Here is a 17,115-nt window from a genome sequence, read left to right on the forward strand (position 1 = left end):
TCAGTACTTCTTGACGAAGAGCCAAAATAAAGTGCAACCGCTGATTTTTCCAATAGTGGTTGCACTTTATTTTTAGAGAAAGTAATCGCTTCTATTTAACCTTTAATTCCGCGAAGAACTTCGTCGCGTCCTCCTGCACCATCTCAAAGTCAAAGAAGAAGTGCAACTCTTGACGGTTAATTGCGACCACCTTTGCGTTTGGATTCCGGTATTCGAGCAGGCCGGCAAAGGGGTAAACCTTCATCGAGGTGCCGACAATCACTACCAGGTCTGCCGCCTGCATGGCCTTGACCGCGTCAATGATATTTTGCTGCTTGATCCCCTCGTCGTAGAGGACAATGTCAGGACGCAAGGGTCCGCCATCCTTAGCGTGAATCCGGCTCTTGAGGTAGTCCGCTACCGGAACGGTCTCCCCACACTTTTCACAGTAAACGTGGTAAAGATTACCATGAAAGTCAATCAAGTGCTTGGTCCCCGCCTCTTCGTAGAGGTTGTCGATATTTTGGGTAATTACTGTCGCCCGGTCCTGCTGGGTCAGTGCCGCCTGCTTTTCGTGAATAACGTTGGGTTTGGCATCCGGGAAGTACAAATTCTTTTTGCAAAATTCATAGAACCCGTCCGGATCACTGGCAAAATAGCGGTGACTGAGGTAGTACTCCGCGTTCCGGTTTTGGGTATACAGGCCGTTCGCTGAACGAAAGTCCGGGATTCCTGAGGCAGTCGACACCCCGGCGCCGGTTAGGAAGACAATGTGTTTGGCATCATCAAAGGCCGTTTGAATCGTCGTTTCCATCAAATCACTTCCTTACGATGTACGGAATACTGTGCTCTTCCAAGAACTTCTTGACTGGCTGGGCATAAATGCGTTTAAATTCTTCCGGTGATTCCGGGTTGGGCGCCGGCATCGTGAAGGAGTTCTGCCCATCACTCCGCCGAATGCCAACATAAGCCCGCTTGCTGGTTCCCCGTTCCTTCATGTCGGAGTGGTAGATTTCAAAGACCTGGCGCAGGCTCAACCGCAACTGCCGGTCGCTCAGAACTGGTGACAGGGTCGTGTACTCGTTGTTATGGAGGGCCGGCAGTCCCCAGTCCTGCATCTGCTGGTCAAAGCGGGAATAAATTTTCACGATTGACCGGCGCATGTCAAACGGCGATTGAATCGGCTTGGCTGCGATTTCCCGATAAATTTTCTGGGCCGCCGCTAAGGCCGTGGGGTACTTCTCTTGCAGTGCCGCCTCGTATTGAGCGAAGTGGTCGCCGTAGAAAACTAACGCGTCCAGGAGGGTCAGCAAGCGAAGCGTCTTTTCCTCGTCGTCCGCACCGCCCTCGGGCGTCAGTGTGTGCTCAATCCCCTTGAGGTATTCTGCCTCCACCTGGTCATTGATCAGGCCGTGCTTCCGCTGCTCAGCCACTACCACCCGGTGAATAGCAACGCTATAGAGGTCAGTCGACATAATCATCATCTGCTCATCCAACTGCTGATCCCCCAACGAAAGCTGGAAGAAGATCTGTGGGAAGCCCCGCAGCAGCATCAGGAGGTGGAGCAGCTCATGGGAAGCCGTGTAGTTTGGTTCTGTCAGATCGGTGACAATAATAAACAAGCCGCCAGGCAAAGTCTTTTGGGTTGCCTGGTCGTGCCGAACGTAGCCGGACTTTTCACCATGAAACTGAACAAACACGCTGCCTTCAGGATAAAGGTCGTTAACCTGCTTTAGCAGTTCCTGGTTGGCCGCGTTTAACTTGATTTCTTCGCTCATGCCATTAATCCTTTCTAATCTCGTCTAATAATTGTTTAGCAAGTGACTGATCCACGTGCTTTCTCTGGGTCAGCATTTTTACTAGCACGGGAACTTCGGCGGAACTCGCACCGACACTGATGGCGAGGGACCGGTACTGTAACTTCATGTGCCCGGCCTGAATGCCAGAACTTGCCAGCGCCCGTAACGCCGCCAGGTTCTGGGCTAAACCAACACTGGCAGTTACCGCCGCTAATTCTTCGGCGGTTTGGATACCGCTGATCTGGTAGTTGGCCTTGGTCAGCGGGTTCAGGCCAATTGAGCCCCCTACCACGCCGACCGGCAACGGGAGCGTCAGGTGGCCCACCAGTTGACCTTCAGCCAGCTGCCAGGTACTCAGTCCACGGTACTGGCCGTCACGGCTAGCATAGGCATGGGCGCCCGCTTCGATAACCCGCCAGTCGTTGCCGCTGGCAAGCATTACCGCGTCAATTCCGTTCATAATGCCCTTGTTATGGGTTGCCGCACGGTAGGGGTCGGCCTGGGCCAGGTCACTAAGGGCCGCGATTCGTTCCGCTACCTTCTGACCCGCCATCGTCTTGGTCGCTAGGTTGGCAAAATCGATCCGGCAGTCGACCGCTTGCAAGCTCTCCGTGGCGTAGTTGCTCAGGATGGCCGTCAACACGTTAAAGCCCTGCTGACGCAAATAGTGGCCGACTGCTTCTGCCATCGTATTGACACTGTTGGCCCCCATTGCTTGGCAGACATCAACCAGTAAATCCACACTGATGAAATCGCCCGGCGTCCGCAAACGAAGCCCCTTCGCTCCGCCACCACGCTGCTGCATCGACGGGTGGGCCGCGTTAGCCACCACTAACAGTTCGTCCTGGTGGGCGTGTAGCCAGTCCAAGAGCGTTGCCCGTTCATTTACCGGCGCCTGGAGGACCACCTGCCCGACCAACAGCCGCCGTTGTCGGGGAGCGGTAAAGCCCCCACTCCGGGCCACCCGCTGGGCACCATTGCTGGCCGCCGCAATTACCGAGGGCTCCTCGATTGCCATTGGTACCTGGTAATGGCGACCATTCACCAGGAGGTTAAGTGCTAATCCCTCTGGGACCGGATAATCCGTCAGGTAGTTTTCCACCAGCTGGTTGCCGAGCGCTGAGGCGTTAGTAGTCAAAAGTGCCGTGACCGACGAAGGCAGGTGGACCGCTTGGGCTAACCGCTCCCGCCGCTCGGCCGCGGTCAATTTATAAAAGCCGTGCTGCCAATCATTCATGATGCTGCTTCCTTTGGTTAACGTATTCGGTAATGATTCCTTCCCGAACACCACTCTCAGAGAAGATCACCCGGCCATCACTGTTCCGTTCGAGGAGGCTGATCAACGGGAGCATCCCCCCAACGATAATGTCGGCCCGCTCCGGTTCTAAGCCGGGCATCTTCTTGCGCTGGGCCAGGGTCCGGTTCAGCAATTCCCGGTAGGTCGCGTAAACCGCGCGGGAACTCAACTGGTAACCGTGAATCGACCGTCGATGGTGACGGTGGTGGTATGACCAGGCCATCCGGGCCAGGGTCCGGTTAGCCCCGCCCAGGAGAACGATTGGACACCGGGTCGCATACCGCAGCCAAGGAATCTTCTTTAACCGGTCACTCATTGCTACCTGGGCCCGGAAAAGGTCCGCTGATCGCACGTAGCCATTTAAGTGAAACTGCTCGGACAGGTTGACTGCCCCTACCGGGATCGAAATCATGTTCCGGGCCCGGCGCTGTTGCACCAGGACCAGTTCGCAACTCGCACCACCAACATCTAAAATCAAACAGTGGTTTAACTTCAGGGTCCGCACTACCCCTAAGTAATCGTAATAGGCCTCTTTTTTACCCGACAGGACCTGGAGCTGGATGCCAACTTCCCGTTCAACCCGCTCGAGGAACTCCTGACGATTACGGGCCTGGCGAACCGCCGCCGTAGTAATTGCCCGGACCTTGACACCGGGAACACTCTGGTAGAGCTGCTTAAAGCGTTTGAGGGCTTCGATTGTCCGCTGCATTGCGGGCTCCTGGAGCATTTTCTCACGGCCCATGCCCTCTGATAACCGGGTATTTTCCTTTACCCGCTTAATTTCCCGAAACCGGCCATCCGGAGCCACTTCTGTGATTGCCATGCGCGCCGAGTTAGAGCCGAGGTCAACAATTGCGAGGTTTTCCACTATTTTCACCTCCGCTACTTCAATTTAATTCTAAAAAACTATCCCCTTTATGTTACCATGTTCCGTTCCGTGAAACACTAATTGTTCCCGGCATCACGAAATTTTATTTGACCTAAAAACCGACTCCCATGGACAACGGAAGCCGGCAGCTTTAATTTGAAATTAACCGAAGTAGTTGATGCCGATGGCGTCGCGGACTTCTTTCAGGGTCTGGTTAGCGACCTCATTGGCCCGGGCAGAGCCTTCCTGAAGGATTTGATCCACGTAGTCAATGTTAGCGGCGTACTGTTCACGCCGTTCACGGATCGGCTTTAATTCCGCCTGAAGGACATCATTTAAGTAGCGCTTGATCTTCACGTCGCCAAGGCCACCTGCCTGGTACTGTTCCTTGAGCTTAGCCTCCTGTTCCTTATCCGGATCAAAGATGTCCAGGTAAGTGAAGACCGTGTTACCCTCCACATGACCCGGGTCGGAAACCTTAATGTGGGTCGGGTCGGTGTACATTGACATGACCTTCTTCTGGATGGTGTCTTCATCGTCCGACAGGTAGATGGCGTTCCCCAGGGACTTACTCATCTTAGCATTGCCATCGAGGCCCGGAATCCGCCCTTCACCCTTTGGTGGGAAGACGCCCTCGGGTTCTACCAGGATATCCTGCTGGTAAATCCGGTTGAAGGTCCGGACAATTTCACGGGTCTGCTCCAGCATCGGCTCCTGGTCATCACCAACCGGAACCGTGTCCGCCTTAAAGGCCGTGATGTCGGCCGCTTGACTGACCGGATAGATTAAGAAACCAGCCGGGACGCTTTCACCAAACTTTTTCTGCTGGATTTCCGTCTTGACGGTTGGGTTCCGCTTCAGCCGGGAAACGGTCACCAGGTTCAGGTAGTGCATCGTCAGCTCACTGAGGGCCGGAATCTGGGATTGAACGAAAATGGTCGACTGCTTTGGGTCAATTCCCACCGCCAGGTAATCCAAGGCCACTTCATGCAGGGAGCGGCGGATTTTTTCCGGATCACGGGCGTTATCAGTTAGGGCCTGCTGGTCGGCAATCATGATATAGGTATCATACTTACCGGTGTTCTGCAAAGCCACCCGGTTCTTTAAGGAACCAACATAGTGACCGATATGCAGCTTCCCCGTTGGCCGATCGCCAGTTAAAATTACGTGTTTCTTTTCCGTCATCGTCATTTCCTCCTTAACTAAAAAGCGCCCCATTAGCCGTGAAACTAATAGGACGCTTACGCGCGGTGCCACCTAAATTGCAATTGCTTGCCGCTTTAATTACTATTCAAAAGATAAAACCCAGTTCGCACCCCGGGGACCTTTTCACCTGCCGTCCCTCGCTAAAACTCGTGCTACTTAATGCTTATATTTTAGCCGCTTCTCGGCAAAAAGGCAAGTCAGCGACACAAACGCTTGTTCCCGTCGGCGGTTTTTCGTATAATGAATAGGTGAAATCATGAAAGGAGGAGCCCTGTCGTGGCCCGGACATACTTAGCAATTGATCTCAAATCATTTTACGCCTCTGCCGAGTGCGCGGCGCACCATCTGAACCCCCTGACTACCAACCTGGTAGTGGCAGATGAATCCCGCACGAGCAAAACCATCTGCCTGGCCGTTTCCCCAGCCCTCAAGCGCTTCGGGGTCCCCGGCCGGCCCCGGCTTTTTGAGGTCGAGCAAATCGTCGAACGGCTAAACCGGGAGCGAGCTAAGCAGGCGCCCGACCACCGTTTGACCAAGTTTAAGTCGGTCTACCGGCCCCAGCTGCTTCGGAACCCCCGCTTGCGGATCGGCTTTAAGATTGTCCCACCCCGGATGGCCTTCTACCTGCAAAAGAGCGCTGAGATTTACGAAATCTACCTGCGCTACCTGCCGCCGGAGATGATTCACCCCTACTCAATCGATGAGGTCTTGATGGACGTCACGGACTACTTGCAGGAGCACCAGGTTTCCGCCCACGCCCTCGCTAAGGAAATCATCCAGACGATCCAACTCGAGACCAAGATCACCGCCACGGCCGGGATCGGTACTAACCTCTACCTGGCTAAAGTAGCGATGGACATCGTCGCCAAGCGGATCCCGGCTGATGAAGACGGCGTCCGAATTGCGCAAATGGACGAATCATCATACCGCCGCTACCTCTGGGCCCACGAACCGCTGACCGACTTCTGGCGGATTGGCCGGGGTTACGCCAAGCGGCTGAATAAGCTCGGCCTGCACACGATGGGTGATGTTGCCCGGTGCTCGCTCGGCACGCTTTCGGACCCCTTAAACGAGGAGGTCCTTTACCGGGAGTTTGGCAAGAACGCCGAACTAATTATTGATCACGCCTGGAGCTATGAGTCCGCGACGATGGCCGACATCAAAAACTACCGGTCCGACCACCACGGCATCTACTCCAGCATCGTCCTCCCCAAGCCTTACCAGTACCAGGAAGGACGGCTGGTTGTCCGGGAAATGGTTGACATGCTCAGCCTCCAGATGGTCAAGCGGGACCTGGTCGCGGACCGCTTTTCGCTCACCATCAACTACGACGTCCAGAGCCTCTACCAGGGCCGCGGCTACCACGGGGCCACCGTCACCGACTTTTATGGTCGGGAAGTTCCCCACCCGGCGCATGACGCCTTTAGTCTTCCCCTACCGACTGCTTCCCCGCGTGAACTAACCAGCCACTTTCTAGCTTCCTTCCAAGGCAAGGTCAACCCGGACCTCCTCATCCGGCGGGTGACCGTGACGGCCAAAAACCTCGTTCAGCAGGCGGTGGCAGCGCAAATGACCCACAGCGAACAGCTCGACCTCTTCACTAACCCCCACCAGCATGTCGCCCAGGCAGTTGCCAAACAAGAGCAACGGCAGCGGGACCAGCAGGTGCAGAAGATGATTCTGCGCTTGCAAGACCAGTTTGGGAAGAACTCAATCATTCGGGCGGCCGACTTGAAGGACGGGGCTGTCGCCAGGAAACGCAACAAGGAGATTGGAGGCCACCAGGCATAATGGACCAGCAGCAATGGGAAGCAGAACAAAAGCAATTTAACGATACGAGCCGCTATCAGGATATTATGGACGCCCCTCGCCACGTCTCCCGGGCCCACCTGCCAATGCCCCAGGTCGACCGGGCCGGTCAGTTCGCCCCCTTCGCCGCCCTGACCGGCTATAAGGAGCTCCTTGATAAGACGGCAAAACGCTACGCTAACAAGGATTACTTGAGTCGTTCCCAACTAGCAGCCCTCACCAAGGAAATCCAAGCTCTGGCAGCCCAACGTCCCTGGCCGACGGTCAAGCTGACCTACTTCAACGGTGTCAGCGGCTACTATGAAAGCTACACCGGCCAGCTGGTTGCCGTTGACTGGCGCCGCCAGCGGCTTCGCTTTCGCGATGGCAAGTCCGTGGTAATCCGCAATTTAAAGGAAATTAGGGAAAGCAAAACGCCGAAAAACGATGACTAAGACCGTTTTTCGGCGTTTTCGCTACCTTACAACCATTTCAGCTTTGCTTGACACTTTCCTGAGCCAGTCCCTTTTTGGCAGTCGCCATCATCAGCCGAATCCGGTTCAGCTGGTTAACCACCGACGCACCGGGATCGTAGTCAATTGGCATCAGGTTGGCGCCCTTATACTCGCGACGCAGTTCCTTGAGCATCCCCTTGCCGACAATGTGGTTCGGCAGACAACCAAACGGCTGCATGCAGACGATGTTATTGACGCCGGAGCGGAGGAGTTCCACCATTTCTGCCGGCAGGAACCAGCCCTCCCCGGTCATGTTGCCGAGCGACAGCACCGGCTTGGCCCCAGCGACGACATCTTCCCACGGCGTAATCCCTTCAAACCGGTCTGAAGCCCGCAGCGCCTCATCCATTGGCTTCTCGGCCTGCCGAATCAGCTTCAGCAGGACCTCCGCAAAGATTTCCGAACTCTTCTTAGCACCCAAGTGGCGGTGACGGTAGACCTGGTTGTAGAGAGAGTAGTTCATGAAGCCCACGATGTCAGGCACCACCGCTTCGGCCCCCTCGGCTTCGATGGTCCCGACAATGTCGTTATTGGCAATCGGCGAATATTTAACGAGAATTTCACCGACGACACCGACCTTTGGCTTGACCACGCTGCGTTGCGGAACCGTGTCAAAGTCATGGACGATTGCCGCCACGTTGCGTTTAAACTCCTTAAAGCTACCATTTTCAACGTTGGGCCGAACCCGGTTAAGCCAGTCCTCATACAGGGCGTTGACCTGGCCCTTTTCGACCTCGTAAGGGCGAGTGTGGTAAACCAACCGTTCAAAGAGGTCGCCGTACAGGAAGGCAATTGATACCCGCTTAACCAGCGGCAGGGTAAAGGTAAAGCCTGGCGTTGTTTCAACCCCCTGGTTGCCGAGCGAGATTGAGACTACCGGAACCTGACCAAAGCCGGCGTCCTTCAAGGCCTTTCGAATCAGCGGCACGTAGTTGGTTGCCCGGCAGCCGCCCCCGGTTTGGCTCATCATCACCGCGGTATGGTCGAGGTCGTACTTGCCGCTTTGCAGGGCTTCAACCATTTGCCCAATCGAAATAATTGCCGGATAACAGGCATCGTTGTTGACGAAGCGGGTGCCCACGTCGACCGAGCGCCGGTCCTGGACTGGCAAGTTGACCACGTTGTAACCGGAAGCCCGCAGTGCTACGTCCACTAACTTGTGCTGGTGGATTGGCGACAGCATTGGTAAGAGCAGGGTGTACTTTTGCTTCTTCATTTCTTTCGTAAATTTGACCGGTGTCGGATTATCGTAGAGTTTTTCCGGCCGGACTTGCTTCTCAGTTCGTTCTTTGATGGCCGCTTTGAGAGACCGAATCCGGATCCGAATTGCCCCCAAGTTGTCACCCTCATCAATTTTAAGGCAGGTGTAGAGGCGGTTGTATTGGTTCATAATTTCTTCGACCTGGTCGGTATCAATCGCGTCGAGCCCACAGCCAAAGGAGTTCAGCTGGACGAATTCCAGTTCTGGCGTCTTGGCCGCAATCCGGGCCGCCGCGTACAGGCGGGAGTGGTAGGACCACTGGTTGACCACCCGCAGGCCGCGAACGTCCCCCAAGTGGGCAATTGAATCTTCGGTCAGGACGTGGAAACCAGCCGCGGCGATCATCTGGGAAATCCCGTGATTAATCATCGGGTCGAGGTGGTAAGGCCGCCCCGCAAGGACAATCCCGTGTTCTCCCTTCTGCTTGAGCATCACTAGGGTATCCTCACCCTAGTTGCGGACTTTCTGGTGGAAGGCCGCTAGTTCTTGGTAACCTGCTTCCAGTGCCGCCCGGACTTCCTGCTTGGTGACGCCCAGGTCCTTGAAGCACTCATAAAGGTTCGCCGCCGTCGACTGGTGGTCCGCCAGGTTGAGGAAGGGGTCGCGGAAATCGACCTGGCCGTTCCGGATTTCATCGACGTTATTGCGGATGACTTCGGGATAGGACTGAACAATCGGGCAGTTGAAGTGGTTATTGGCCGCCTTCTTCTCCTGCAGTTCGTAAACCACCGCCGGGTAGAAAATCCGGTCGACGTGGCGGTTGGCAATTAAGGCCGCAATGTGACCATGAACGTTTTTGGCCGGGTAGCAGACCGTGTCGGAAGGGATTGTTTCCATCCCCTTGTCATACTGCTCCTTACTGCCCTTCGGCGACAGGATAGTCCGGAAGCCCAACTCTTTAAAGAAGGTCGCCCACAGCGGGTAGTCTTCATACATATTGAGGACCCGGGGCAGGCCAATTGTCCCGTGTTTGGCCAGTTTGCTGCGGAGCGGGCGATACTTAAAGAGCTCCTTGTACTTGCGCTCGACCAGGTTGACCTTGCCGTTATTCCGCGGGTGCTGCCCGTGCAGACGCAGGGCCCGCGCCTCGCCCCGTTCACACCGGTTCCCCGTCACGAACTTGCGCCCGTCGTTAAAGATCGTCAGGGTCAGTTCACAGTTATTCGCACAGCCGCCGCAGTGCATGTACTCCTTGTCAAAGGACAGGTTGGCCATTTCCTTTACTGACAGCAGGCTGGTCAGGTCGCCGGCCCGGTAGTTCTTTTCCGCAATCAGGGCCGCGCCGTACGCCCCCATCAGGCCAGCGATGTTCGGCCGGACCACGTTGACGCCCGCAATCTTTTCAAAGGCCCGCAAGACGGCATCGTTGTAAAAGGTTCCACCCTGGCACACGATGTGGTCACCCAATTCGTCGGCACTCCGCATCTTAATGACCTTGAAGAGGGCGTTCTTAATGATGGAGAAGGACAGGCCGGCGGAAATGTCACCAATCGTGGCCCCCTCCTTTTGCACCTGTTTAACCTTCGAGTTCATAAAGACCGTGCAACGGGAGCCGAGGTCGGCCGGGTGCCTTGCCAGGAGGGCCGCCTGGGCAAATTCGCGGATGTCATACTTCAGGCCAGTTGCGAAGGTTTCCAGGAAGGACCCACAACCAGATGAACAGGCCTCATTCAGCTTAATATCCGCCAGGGCGCCGTTCTTAACCGTCATCGCCTTCATATCCTGACCACCGATATCCAGGATAAAGTCAACGTCCGGCTGGAAGTAGTGCGCCGCCTGGTAGTGGGCCACCGTCTCTACTTCGCCCAGGTCAACATTGAGAGCGTTCTTAATCAGGTGCTCCCCGTAGCCGGTTACGCAGGCTTTGCCAATCCGGACGTCCGCTGGCATCTTCTCCTGCAAATCGCTGAGCATCTGTTTGACCTTCGCCAGAGGATCGCCGTCGTTGTTGTCGTATTCGGTAAACAACAGCTTGTGGTCGGCCGACATTAAGACAATTTTGGTGGTCGTGGACCCCGCGTCAATGCCGAGAAAGGCCGTTCCGTGGTAGTCAGCCAGGTTGCCGGCTTCGACCCGGTCTTGGGCGTGCCGCTGGCGAAAGGCTGCCAGCTGGTTTTCGTTTTCAAAGAGCGGCGCCAACGAGTGGGACGGGGCCAAGGCGGACGCGTCGCCATTCTCCAGCCGGTCCAACAGGATGTTCAAGGTCAACTCCGGCTGATCAGCCGCGTACAGGGCCGCTCCCTGGGCCACAAAGAGTTGCGGGCTTGCCGGAAAGATCACCTCATCGTCCGTCAGGTGGAGGGTTTCAATAAAGCGCTGGCGAAGCTGGTCCATGAAATAGAGGGGACCACCCAGAAAGGCAACATTCCCGCTGATCTTATGCCCTGCCGCTAGACCGGAAATGGTTTGGTTGACCACGGCTTGGAAAATACTAGCAGCAATATCTTCTTTGCGGGCCCCATCGTTGATTAATGGCTGGACATCGGTCTTGGCGAAGACCCCGCACCGGCTCGCAATCGGATAAATTTTCTCCGCCTTTCGTGCCAATTGGTTGAGCCCGTTGGCATCGGTGTCCAGCAGGACGGCCATCTGGTCAATGAAGGCCCCGGTACCCCCGGCACAGCTCCCGTTCATCCGCTGCTCAAGGGCGTCGCCGAAGAAGGTAATCTTGGCGTCCTCGCCACCGAGTTCGATTGCCACGTCGGTTTGCGGGATCAGCTCCTCAACCGTCTTGGTACAAGCGATCACTTCCTGGATAAACTTCAGCTGTAGGAGCTTTGCCAGGCCAATGCCACCGGAACCGGTAATGGTAAAGGCGATTGGCGTCTGCCCACCCAGCTCGGCAACTGCTTCTTTGATTACCCGTTCGCTGGCGGCCTTGACATCCGCGTAGTGCCGCTCGTACCGTGAGAAAAGCATTTGGTGGTCGGCATCCATCACTACGAGTTTGACCGTGGTTGACCCGACGTCGATGCCGCCATAGAGTTTCTCTGCCATCGTTAATTCCTCCCCGATAATTCTCCGCACCTTTTCCGACAGTGTGTATAATATAGTTAATTATATCTTTAGGCCTAACCGCTGAATAATCAATCATCAAAATACGGGCAATTGTTTGTTAGGCAACAGATTCCAACATTGTGTCGGGTTTTATTTTGGGAGGGAAGCAAAATGACGGTTCAAGAAGATATGCGGGTCCGGCGAACTAAGCAAAACATTATTAACGCCTTTGTGGCCTTAACCAAGGAAAAGAGTATCGACGCAATTACCGTCCAGGAAATCGCGGCCAGGGCGATGGTCAACCGGGCAACCTTTTACGCCCACTACCATGACAAAGACGACCTTTATGAGCAGATCTTCAACGAAGCAATCGGCTTATTCACCCCCTTGCGCAACCCCCTGCTGTTTCTGAACCGGCAGATTATGTTCACCAAACTCGAAGCAACCCTGGCGACGGTGTTAAGAAATTGCGCCGCAAACCGTGACCTGCTCCTGCTAATTATTGATGGCACCCCTGCCCGCAAACTTGAGCAGCAGCTCACCCCAATCCTGACTGCCAACATCAGCGGCGTATTAAAGCAGTTTGGCATTGACAAGAAGAGCCCAATCCCGATCGACCTAGTAATTACCTATATTCTCTCGATCTTCATCAGCGTCCTCTCCTGGTGGCTGCACGACAGTCATACCAACAAGATGAGTGCTGACCAGCTCGCCCACATGCTCGTCGAACTAGCACTCTACGGTCACATGCACGTGCTGGGTCTGGAAATGAAATAAGGCCGCGGATAGACGATTAGAAATTCCGTACGATAACAGACGAACACCCCAAACCAGCTTGCTAGCCGATTTGGGGTGTTTCGCCTTATTTTCTCAATCTTATTTCCGCGCATCCATCATAACCCCAGCCTAGTGGTCAAGCTCTTCCAAGAGGGCTGCTGGCAGGTGACGGGGACCCTGAACCGATTTGACCCCGTACTGCCTTAGCAGAGAAAGGGGGAACTGAGTGTGGTCATACCTGTACTCTAGCTGGAGCTGCATGACCCGGTCAATCTTCAAGTTGGCTCCCCGATAATCGCAAGGAATATCCGTTTTTACCACTCGACACCGGTAGATGATTGCCTTAACCGGGGCGGAAACATAGAGGAAAACAGTGTCGCCAACCCGCACCCTGGCCGACTGCTTCCACGTGAGCAGGTCGGTATCGGCAAAGGCGTGCATGATGTCATAATACTTGGGATTGGCAGGAAATAACCAGCTCCGGGGTTTCGTAAGGGTCTTTCGGCTAGCCAGTACCAGGCGGTGGAGGGCTTCATCAGTTAAGGTCCCATCAAGGAGTACGCATATCCAATTTTTCTTATTCAGGTGGTAGCCGGGATAAGCCCCATCCAGCTGAAGTAAGGCCGCTTGTTCTTCCTGAGGACAGCGCAGGTCAATTACCTCAACCTTGTCCTGACTAGCGCTGGTCTTACCCGTCAGCTGAGCCCAGGAAATGTTCATTACAAGGCCGTACCATTTCTGCGATTGCGGCTCGCGAAAGACCGCATAATCCGGTAGCTTCTTGAAGACAAATTCTGGCTGGTCATGGAATTCCTGCTGAATCCAGGCACTCAACCGGTTAGCTTGAGCACCATGAAAGGGCTCCGGAACGAAACACCGCCGGGCAATTTCACCCAAGAGGTCAATGTACCCAGACTTAACTTGAGCGGCAAAGGGACCGCAGTGGACCGCACGGAGGGGCAGATATTCCTCCCCGGTGCCGTTATCGATGACGGTTCCGCTAACGTGTCCAGTAAAGTCCACCCGAACCTCTGCCCGCAACTGGCCAGCCATAAAGTCCTGTTCGAACTGGTAATCCCGCTTGCGTTTAGTAAAACCCGCGGCAGTCAGCTTAGTAAAGTCCGGGCGCTGCTTTTGAAAAACCTCTTCCTCAATTGTCATAATATCCTCCTCAGTTAGCTTGATTATAAACCAGGCTCTTCAAAAGTGCTGTTAGCTCCTGCCTGATTAGCCAAAATAAGGCAATCCGTAGGCGAAACGGATTGCCTTTTTTCTCAATTTCTTTATGAAACCAGCTTCTTATGCTTCCTTGACCACGAAGAGGCGGCTGCTAAAGTCGGACGGGTCCTTCTCCGGTTTCGTCCGGTCCATAATCCGTGGAACAAAGTAGCCGGCGGTCATTAACTCAGCGCCGGAGAACTTCTCCTGGCTGTCATTGACCGTGTACTGCTTTTCTAGATCCAAGCCGGCAAAGTAAACCCGGATATAGGCTGGGTTAGCTCCATTGAGGATCTGGAAGCGGGCCGCGATCGCCATGGTACGGTCGTCATTGACCACTTCCCAACCGTAAACGTTATCGCTAACCGTGTCCGGATTTTCCAACCGGTAGAACCGCCCAAACTGGAAGAGGCGCCGGTATTGCTTGTAAAAGGCCACCTGGTCTTTGATTTCTGCCAACTGGTCGGCCGGCAGTTTCATGATATCCAGTTCGTAACCAAAGTCCCCGAAGTAAGCTACTGCGGCCCGGGTGACCAGGGAAGTCAAACGCCCCACCTGGTCATTCGGCACGGCCGAAACGTGGGCACCCCACATCGACTGCTGATAACCATACGAAGTCCCGTCCTGGATCTTAATCCGTTCCACCGCATCAGTATTGTCACTGCACCAGGCTTGCGGTGCGTAGTACATCATACCAAGGTCAAAGCGGCCACCACCGGAAGCACAGGATTCAAAGAGAACCTTTGGGAAGGCCCGCGTCAACCGGGAGTAAAGCTGGTAAACACCAAGGATGTAGCGGTGGGCAAACTCCAGTTGCCGATCAGCTGGCAGCTGAGCACCGTACATTTCAGTAATGTTCCGGTTCATGTCCCACTTGATGTAGTCCAGCTGGGTCTTCTTGATAATCGCGCTGATGTGGTCAACCAGGTAATCAACCACTTCGGTCCGCGTCATGTCAAGGACATACTGGTTCCGTGCTGGCGTACTCTGCCGGCCCGGCGTGGCAATCATCCAGTCCGGGTGGTCCTCATAGAGCTTGCTATCAATTGAAATCATTTCCGGTTCAAACCAGAGGCCGAACTTCATCCCCCGGTCGTGCACCTTCTGGGCAAAGCCGTCAATTCCGTGGGCGAACTTCTTCTCATCAACGAACCAGTCACCCAAACTAGACTTGTCATCGTCCCGGTGACCAAACCATCCGTCATCCAACACGAACATTTCAATCCCGAGCTTGTGTGCCTCGTCGACAATTGGCATCAGTTTCTCCTCGGTGAAGTCCATGAAAGTGGCTTCCCAGTTGTTAATCAGGATTGGCCGCTCCTGGCGAGCAAAGTGCGGGTTGATCAGGTGGTCCTGATAGAAGTCCGCCAGTTGGTGGCTCAGTTGGTTAAAACCAGCGCTGGTGTAAGTCATGACCGCTTCCGGTGTCTGGAAACTTTCACCATCCGCCAGGTGCCAGCCAAATTCATCCGGGTTAATCCCAACCAGCACCCGGGTCGTGTCAAACTGGTCCACTTCCACGGAGTCGATGAAGTTGCCGGAGTAAATAAAGTTGAAGCCGAAGACGCCGCCCTGGTTGTTGTCGGTGTGCGGCCGGGCCAGCATAAAGAATGGGTTGTGCTGGTGGCTGGAAGCAGTCCGCAAGCTGCTAATGCTCTGCACACCGGAACGTAACGGTGTCCGGCTCAGGTGCCGTTCTCGCGCCCAGCTCCCATCGAATTGCACCATGTCATAATTGCTGTCCGGCAGGTCTAGCTGAGCACTCAGGGCCCGGTTAAGGACGATTGCGTCGCCGTGGTTGGTAAAGGTAGCGCTCCGGACAATCACGTCTTCCTTGTCAAAAACCGTGTAGTGCAGGGTCAGCATAACGTCGGCGTAGCTATCCCGGAATTCGATGTCTAGGGTCTGGGCGTCGTCCCCCTGGTCATCAAAGCTGGATGGCAGGTCGGCTAGCCGCTGTTTGCCATCCGTAATCTTGAAGCCAGCGTACTTGAATTCTGACGTCCGGGAACCGTCATGGTAGGTAATCTGGTAGGCCGGGTAGCGGTAGTCGCCTTTGCCGAGGCCCGCATACTCCTGCTTGATCAGTTCGAGTTGGAAATCGGGCTGGTCAACAGTCAGGGTGTTGGTACAATCATGTTCTTCGCGGCTCGCCAGGTTTTCGTAAGCCCGCTTTACCGGGATCCGGGGGCCGTAGTATAGCTGACCGGCTTCACCATTTTCCAGAATTTTGAAAAGATAGCTGGTCTTGGCCGTTTGCAAGTGAAATAATTTTTGTTCTTCATTAACGTGGATACTCATTTTGAATAACCCCTTTTTATTCATTTTGTTGAATCCGCTTACAGTAAATATTATATTAAAACAGCCACGGTCAATCCATAGCAATTTGGCCGCAATCATGGCAAAATGATTGTAAGAACATTTTGCCATGTGACAATCATCATTATTGGCCCATTCAATTTTCCCCGTTATTTTTAGAAATCATATTAACAGGAGGCCGCAATTATTATGGATAATGATTTCAAGAGTCTGGACAACAACCGCCTGGAGAGCAACATCCTCTTTATCGGCCAGGATAGTTGTCCGCCGAATTACTTTTTTCGGGGCAATAACGTCCGCAGCAATTACGTCCTACACTACATTCTCGACGGCCAAGGCACCTTTTCATCCGCTAACCGCCCGGCCGTTAGTCTCAAGCAAGGGGACGTTTTCCTCCTTCCGAAAGACGTTCCCTGCTTTTACCAGGCGGACGGCGAACACCCCTGGACCTACCTCTGGATTGGCTTTGCAGGAGCGAAGGTTAAAACAATGCTCGACGGCTCCAAGCTCAGCAGCCAGCGCTACCTACGCCAGGTACAGGACAGCCAGTTCAGCCACTACCTAAAGCTCCTCTACACGACCCTCAGGCATGGCGATTCCCTAGCAAATGATATCCTTACCGAGGCACTAACCTACCAAATGTTTTACCAGCTAGTGACGGAATTTCCCGGGAAATCTTCCCAAACAGGCGGCAAGGCCCAGAAGCACCTCCAGCTGGCCCAAAATTATTTAGAGCAAAATTACCGGCATAGCACATGCACAGTCGCCAGTCTCTGTGACCACCTGGGGCTCTCCCGCAGCTACCTCTACACCATTTTTAAAAAGGGGCTGACCATTTCCCCACAAGACTACCTTACCCGGTTACGGATGGAAGAAGCCCGGCAGCGATTGCGGGCTTCGACCGAACCGGTCCGCCAAATTGCCGGTGAGGTTGGCTACCATGATGAATTCACCTTTTCCAAGGCCTTCAAACGGTACACCGGCTTTAGTCCCAGCGCCTACCGGCAAACGAGATATTAAATAATAAACCCCGGATCGTGAAGTGCCTCATAATTGTTAGACGGTTATAATGCCCTCTAAGTATACAGATG

11 protein-coding genes and 1 pseudogene are annotated in these 17,115 nt (G+C 54.5%); 4 read left to right on the forward strand and 8 right to left on the reverse strand.

The annotated features are described in order from the left end of the window. Positions 1–91: 91 nt before the first annotated feature. The 5 genes from FC49_RS08720 to trpS all read right to left on the reverse strand — a co-directional run bounded on the left by FC49_RS08720 (position 92) and on the right by trpS (position 5,128). Positions 92–793, reverse strand: a complete 702-nt coding sequence (locus tag FC49_RS08720) for an NAD-dependent protein deacylase (protein ID WP_056984799.1) — start codon at positions 791–793, stop codon at positions 92–94. A 4-nt stretch (positions 794–797) separates the two neighbouring features. Continuing rightward, positions 798–1,757: a hypothetical protein gene (locus FC49_RS08725; RefSeq protein ID WP_056984800.1), complete on the reverse strand. Its 960-nt coding sequence runs from the start codon at positions 1,755–1,757 to the stop codon at positions 798–800. A gap of 4 nt (positions 1,758–1,761) precedes the next feature. After that, positions 1,762–3,015 (reverse strand): hydroxymethylglutaryl-CoA reductase, degradative, encoded by a 1,254-nt coding sequence (locus FC49_RS08730; RefSeq protein ID WP_056984801.1) that lies wholly within the window; start codon positions 3,013–3,015, stop codon positions 1,762–1,764. Beyond that, positions 3,008–3,943 (reverse strand): Ppx/GppA family phosphatase, encoded by a 936-nt coding sequence (locus tag FC49_RS08735; protein ID WP_056984802.1) that lies wholly within the window; start codon positions 3,941–3,943, stop codon positions 3,008–3,010. The genes FC49_RS08730 and FC49_RS08735 overlap by 8 nt, the downstream gene beginning before the upstream one ends. Positions 3,944–4,105: 162 nt before the next feature. Beyond that, positions 4,106–5,128, reverse strand: coding sequence for a tryptophan--tRNA ligase (gene trpS, locus FC49_RS08740; protein ID WP_056984803.1), 1,023 nt, complete (start codon positions 5,126–5,128; stop codon positions 4,106–4,108). Positions 5,129–5,425: 297 nt separating this feature from the next. Here trpS and FC49_RS08745 point away from each other — a divergent pair, with 297 nt between their 5' ends. Beyond that, positions 5,426–6,940, forward strand: coding sequence for a Y-family DNA polymerase (locus FC49_RS08745; protein ID WP_056984804.1), 1,515 nt, complete (start codon positions 5,426–5,428; stop codon positions 6,938–6,940). Then, the gene (locus FC49_RS08750) at positions 6,940–7,392 is read left to right on the forward strand and encodes a YolD-like family protein (RefSeq protein WP_056984805.1); all 453 of its coding nucleotides are present in this window, start codon (positions 6,940–6,942) and stop codon (positions 7,390–7,392) included. The genes FC49_RS08745 and FC49_RS08750 overlap by 1 nt, the downstream gene beginning before the upstream one ends. 37 nt (positions 7,393–7,429) lie before the next feature. Here FC49_RS08750 and FC49_RS08755 read toward each other — a convergent pair. Next, positions 7,430–11,710, reverse strand: a pseudogene (locus tag FC49_RS08755) (acyl-CoA dehydratase activase-related protein). A 171-nt stretch (positions 11,711–11,881) separates the two neighbouring features. Between FC49_RS08755 and FC49_RS08760 the strand changes: the two are divergent. After that, on the forward strand, positions 11,882–12,487 hold the full coding sequence (locus FC49_RS08760; protein ID WP_003715394.1) for a TetR/AcrR family transcriptional regulator: 606 nt from the start codon (positions 11,882–11,884) through the stop codon (positions 12,485–12,487). Positions 12,488–12,616: 129 nt separating this feature from the next. On the opposite strand, the gene FC49_RS08765 is transcribed toward FC49_RS08760, so the two are convergent. After that, positions 12,617–13,648, reverse strand: a complete 1,032-nt coding sequence (locus FC49_RS08765; protein ID WP_056984806.1) for an MmcQ/YjbR family DNA-binding protein — start codon at positions 13,646–13,648, stop codon at positions 12,617–12,619. 138 nt (positions 13,649–13,786) lie between these two features. Further along, complete coding sequence (locus tag FC49_RS08770) at positions 13,787–16,006, reverse strand: alpha-galactosidase (RefSeq protein WP_056984807.1); 2,220 nt, start codon at positions 16,004–16,006, stop codon at positions 13,787–13,789. Positions 16,007–16,213: 207 nt separating this feature from the next. On the opposite strand from FC49_RS08770, the gene FC49_RS08775 reads away from it, so the two are divergent. Beyond that, positions 16,214–17,044, forward strand: coding sequence for an AraC family transcriptional regulator (locus tag FC49_RS08775; protein WP_003715437.1), 831 nt, complete (start codon positions 16,214–16,216; stop codon positions 17,042–17,044). Positions 17,045–17,115 lie beyond the last annotated feature (71 nt).

The organism is Limosilactobacillus oris DSM 4864, from assembly GCF_001434465.1.
Lineage (GTDB): Bacteria > Bacillota > Bacilli > Lactobacillales > Lactobacillaceae > Limosilactobacillus > Limosilactobacillus oris.

What these genes read in the sequence shown, in the direction of transcription:
- FC49_RS08720 (WP_056984799.1), bottom strand. Translation starts at nt 793, where the DNA reads ATGGAAACGACGATTCAAACGGCCTTTGATGATGCCAAACACATTGTC.
- FC49_RS08725 (WP_056984800.1), bottom strand. Translation starts at nt 1,757, where the DNA reads ATGAGCGAAGAAATCAAGTTAAACGCGGCCAACCAGGAACTGCTAAAG.
- FC49_RS08730 (WP_056984801.1), bottom strand. Translation starts at nt 3,015, where the DNA reads ATGAATGATTGGCAGCACGGCTTTTATAAATTGACCGCGGCCGAGCGG.
- trpS (WP_056984803.1), bottom strand. Translation starts at nt 5,128, where the DNA reads ATGACGGAAAAGAAACACGTAATTTTAACTGGCGATCGGCCAACGGGG.
- FC49_RS08750 (WP_056984805.1), top strand. Translation starts at nt 6,940, where the DNA reads ATGGACCAGCAGCAATGGGAAGCAGAACAAAAGCAATTTAACGATACG.
- FC49_RS08760 (WP_003715394.1), top strand. Translation starts at nt 11,882, where the DNA reads ATGACGGTTCAAGAAGATATGCGGGTCCGGCGAACTAAGCAAAACATT.
- FC49_RS08765 (WP_056984806.1), bottom strand. Translation starts at nt 13,648, where the DNA reads ATGACAATTGAGGAAGAGGTTTTTCAAAAGCAGCGCCCGGACTTTACT.
- FC49_RS08770 (WP_056984807.1), bottom strand. Translation starts at nt 16,006, where the DNA reads ATGAGTATCCACGTTAATGAAGAACAAAAATTATTTCACTTGCAAACG.
- FC49_RS08775 (WP_003715437.1), top strand. Translation starts at nt 16,214, where the DNA reads ATGGATAATGATTTCAAGAGTCTGGACAACAACCGCCTGGAGAGCAAC.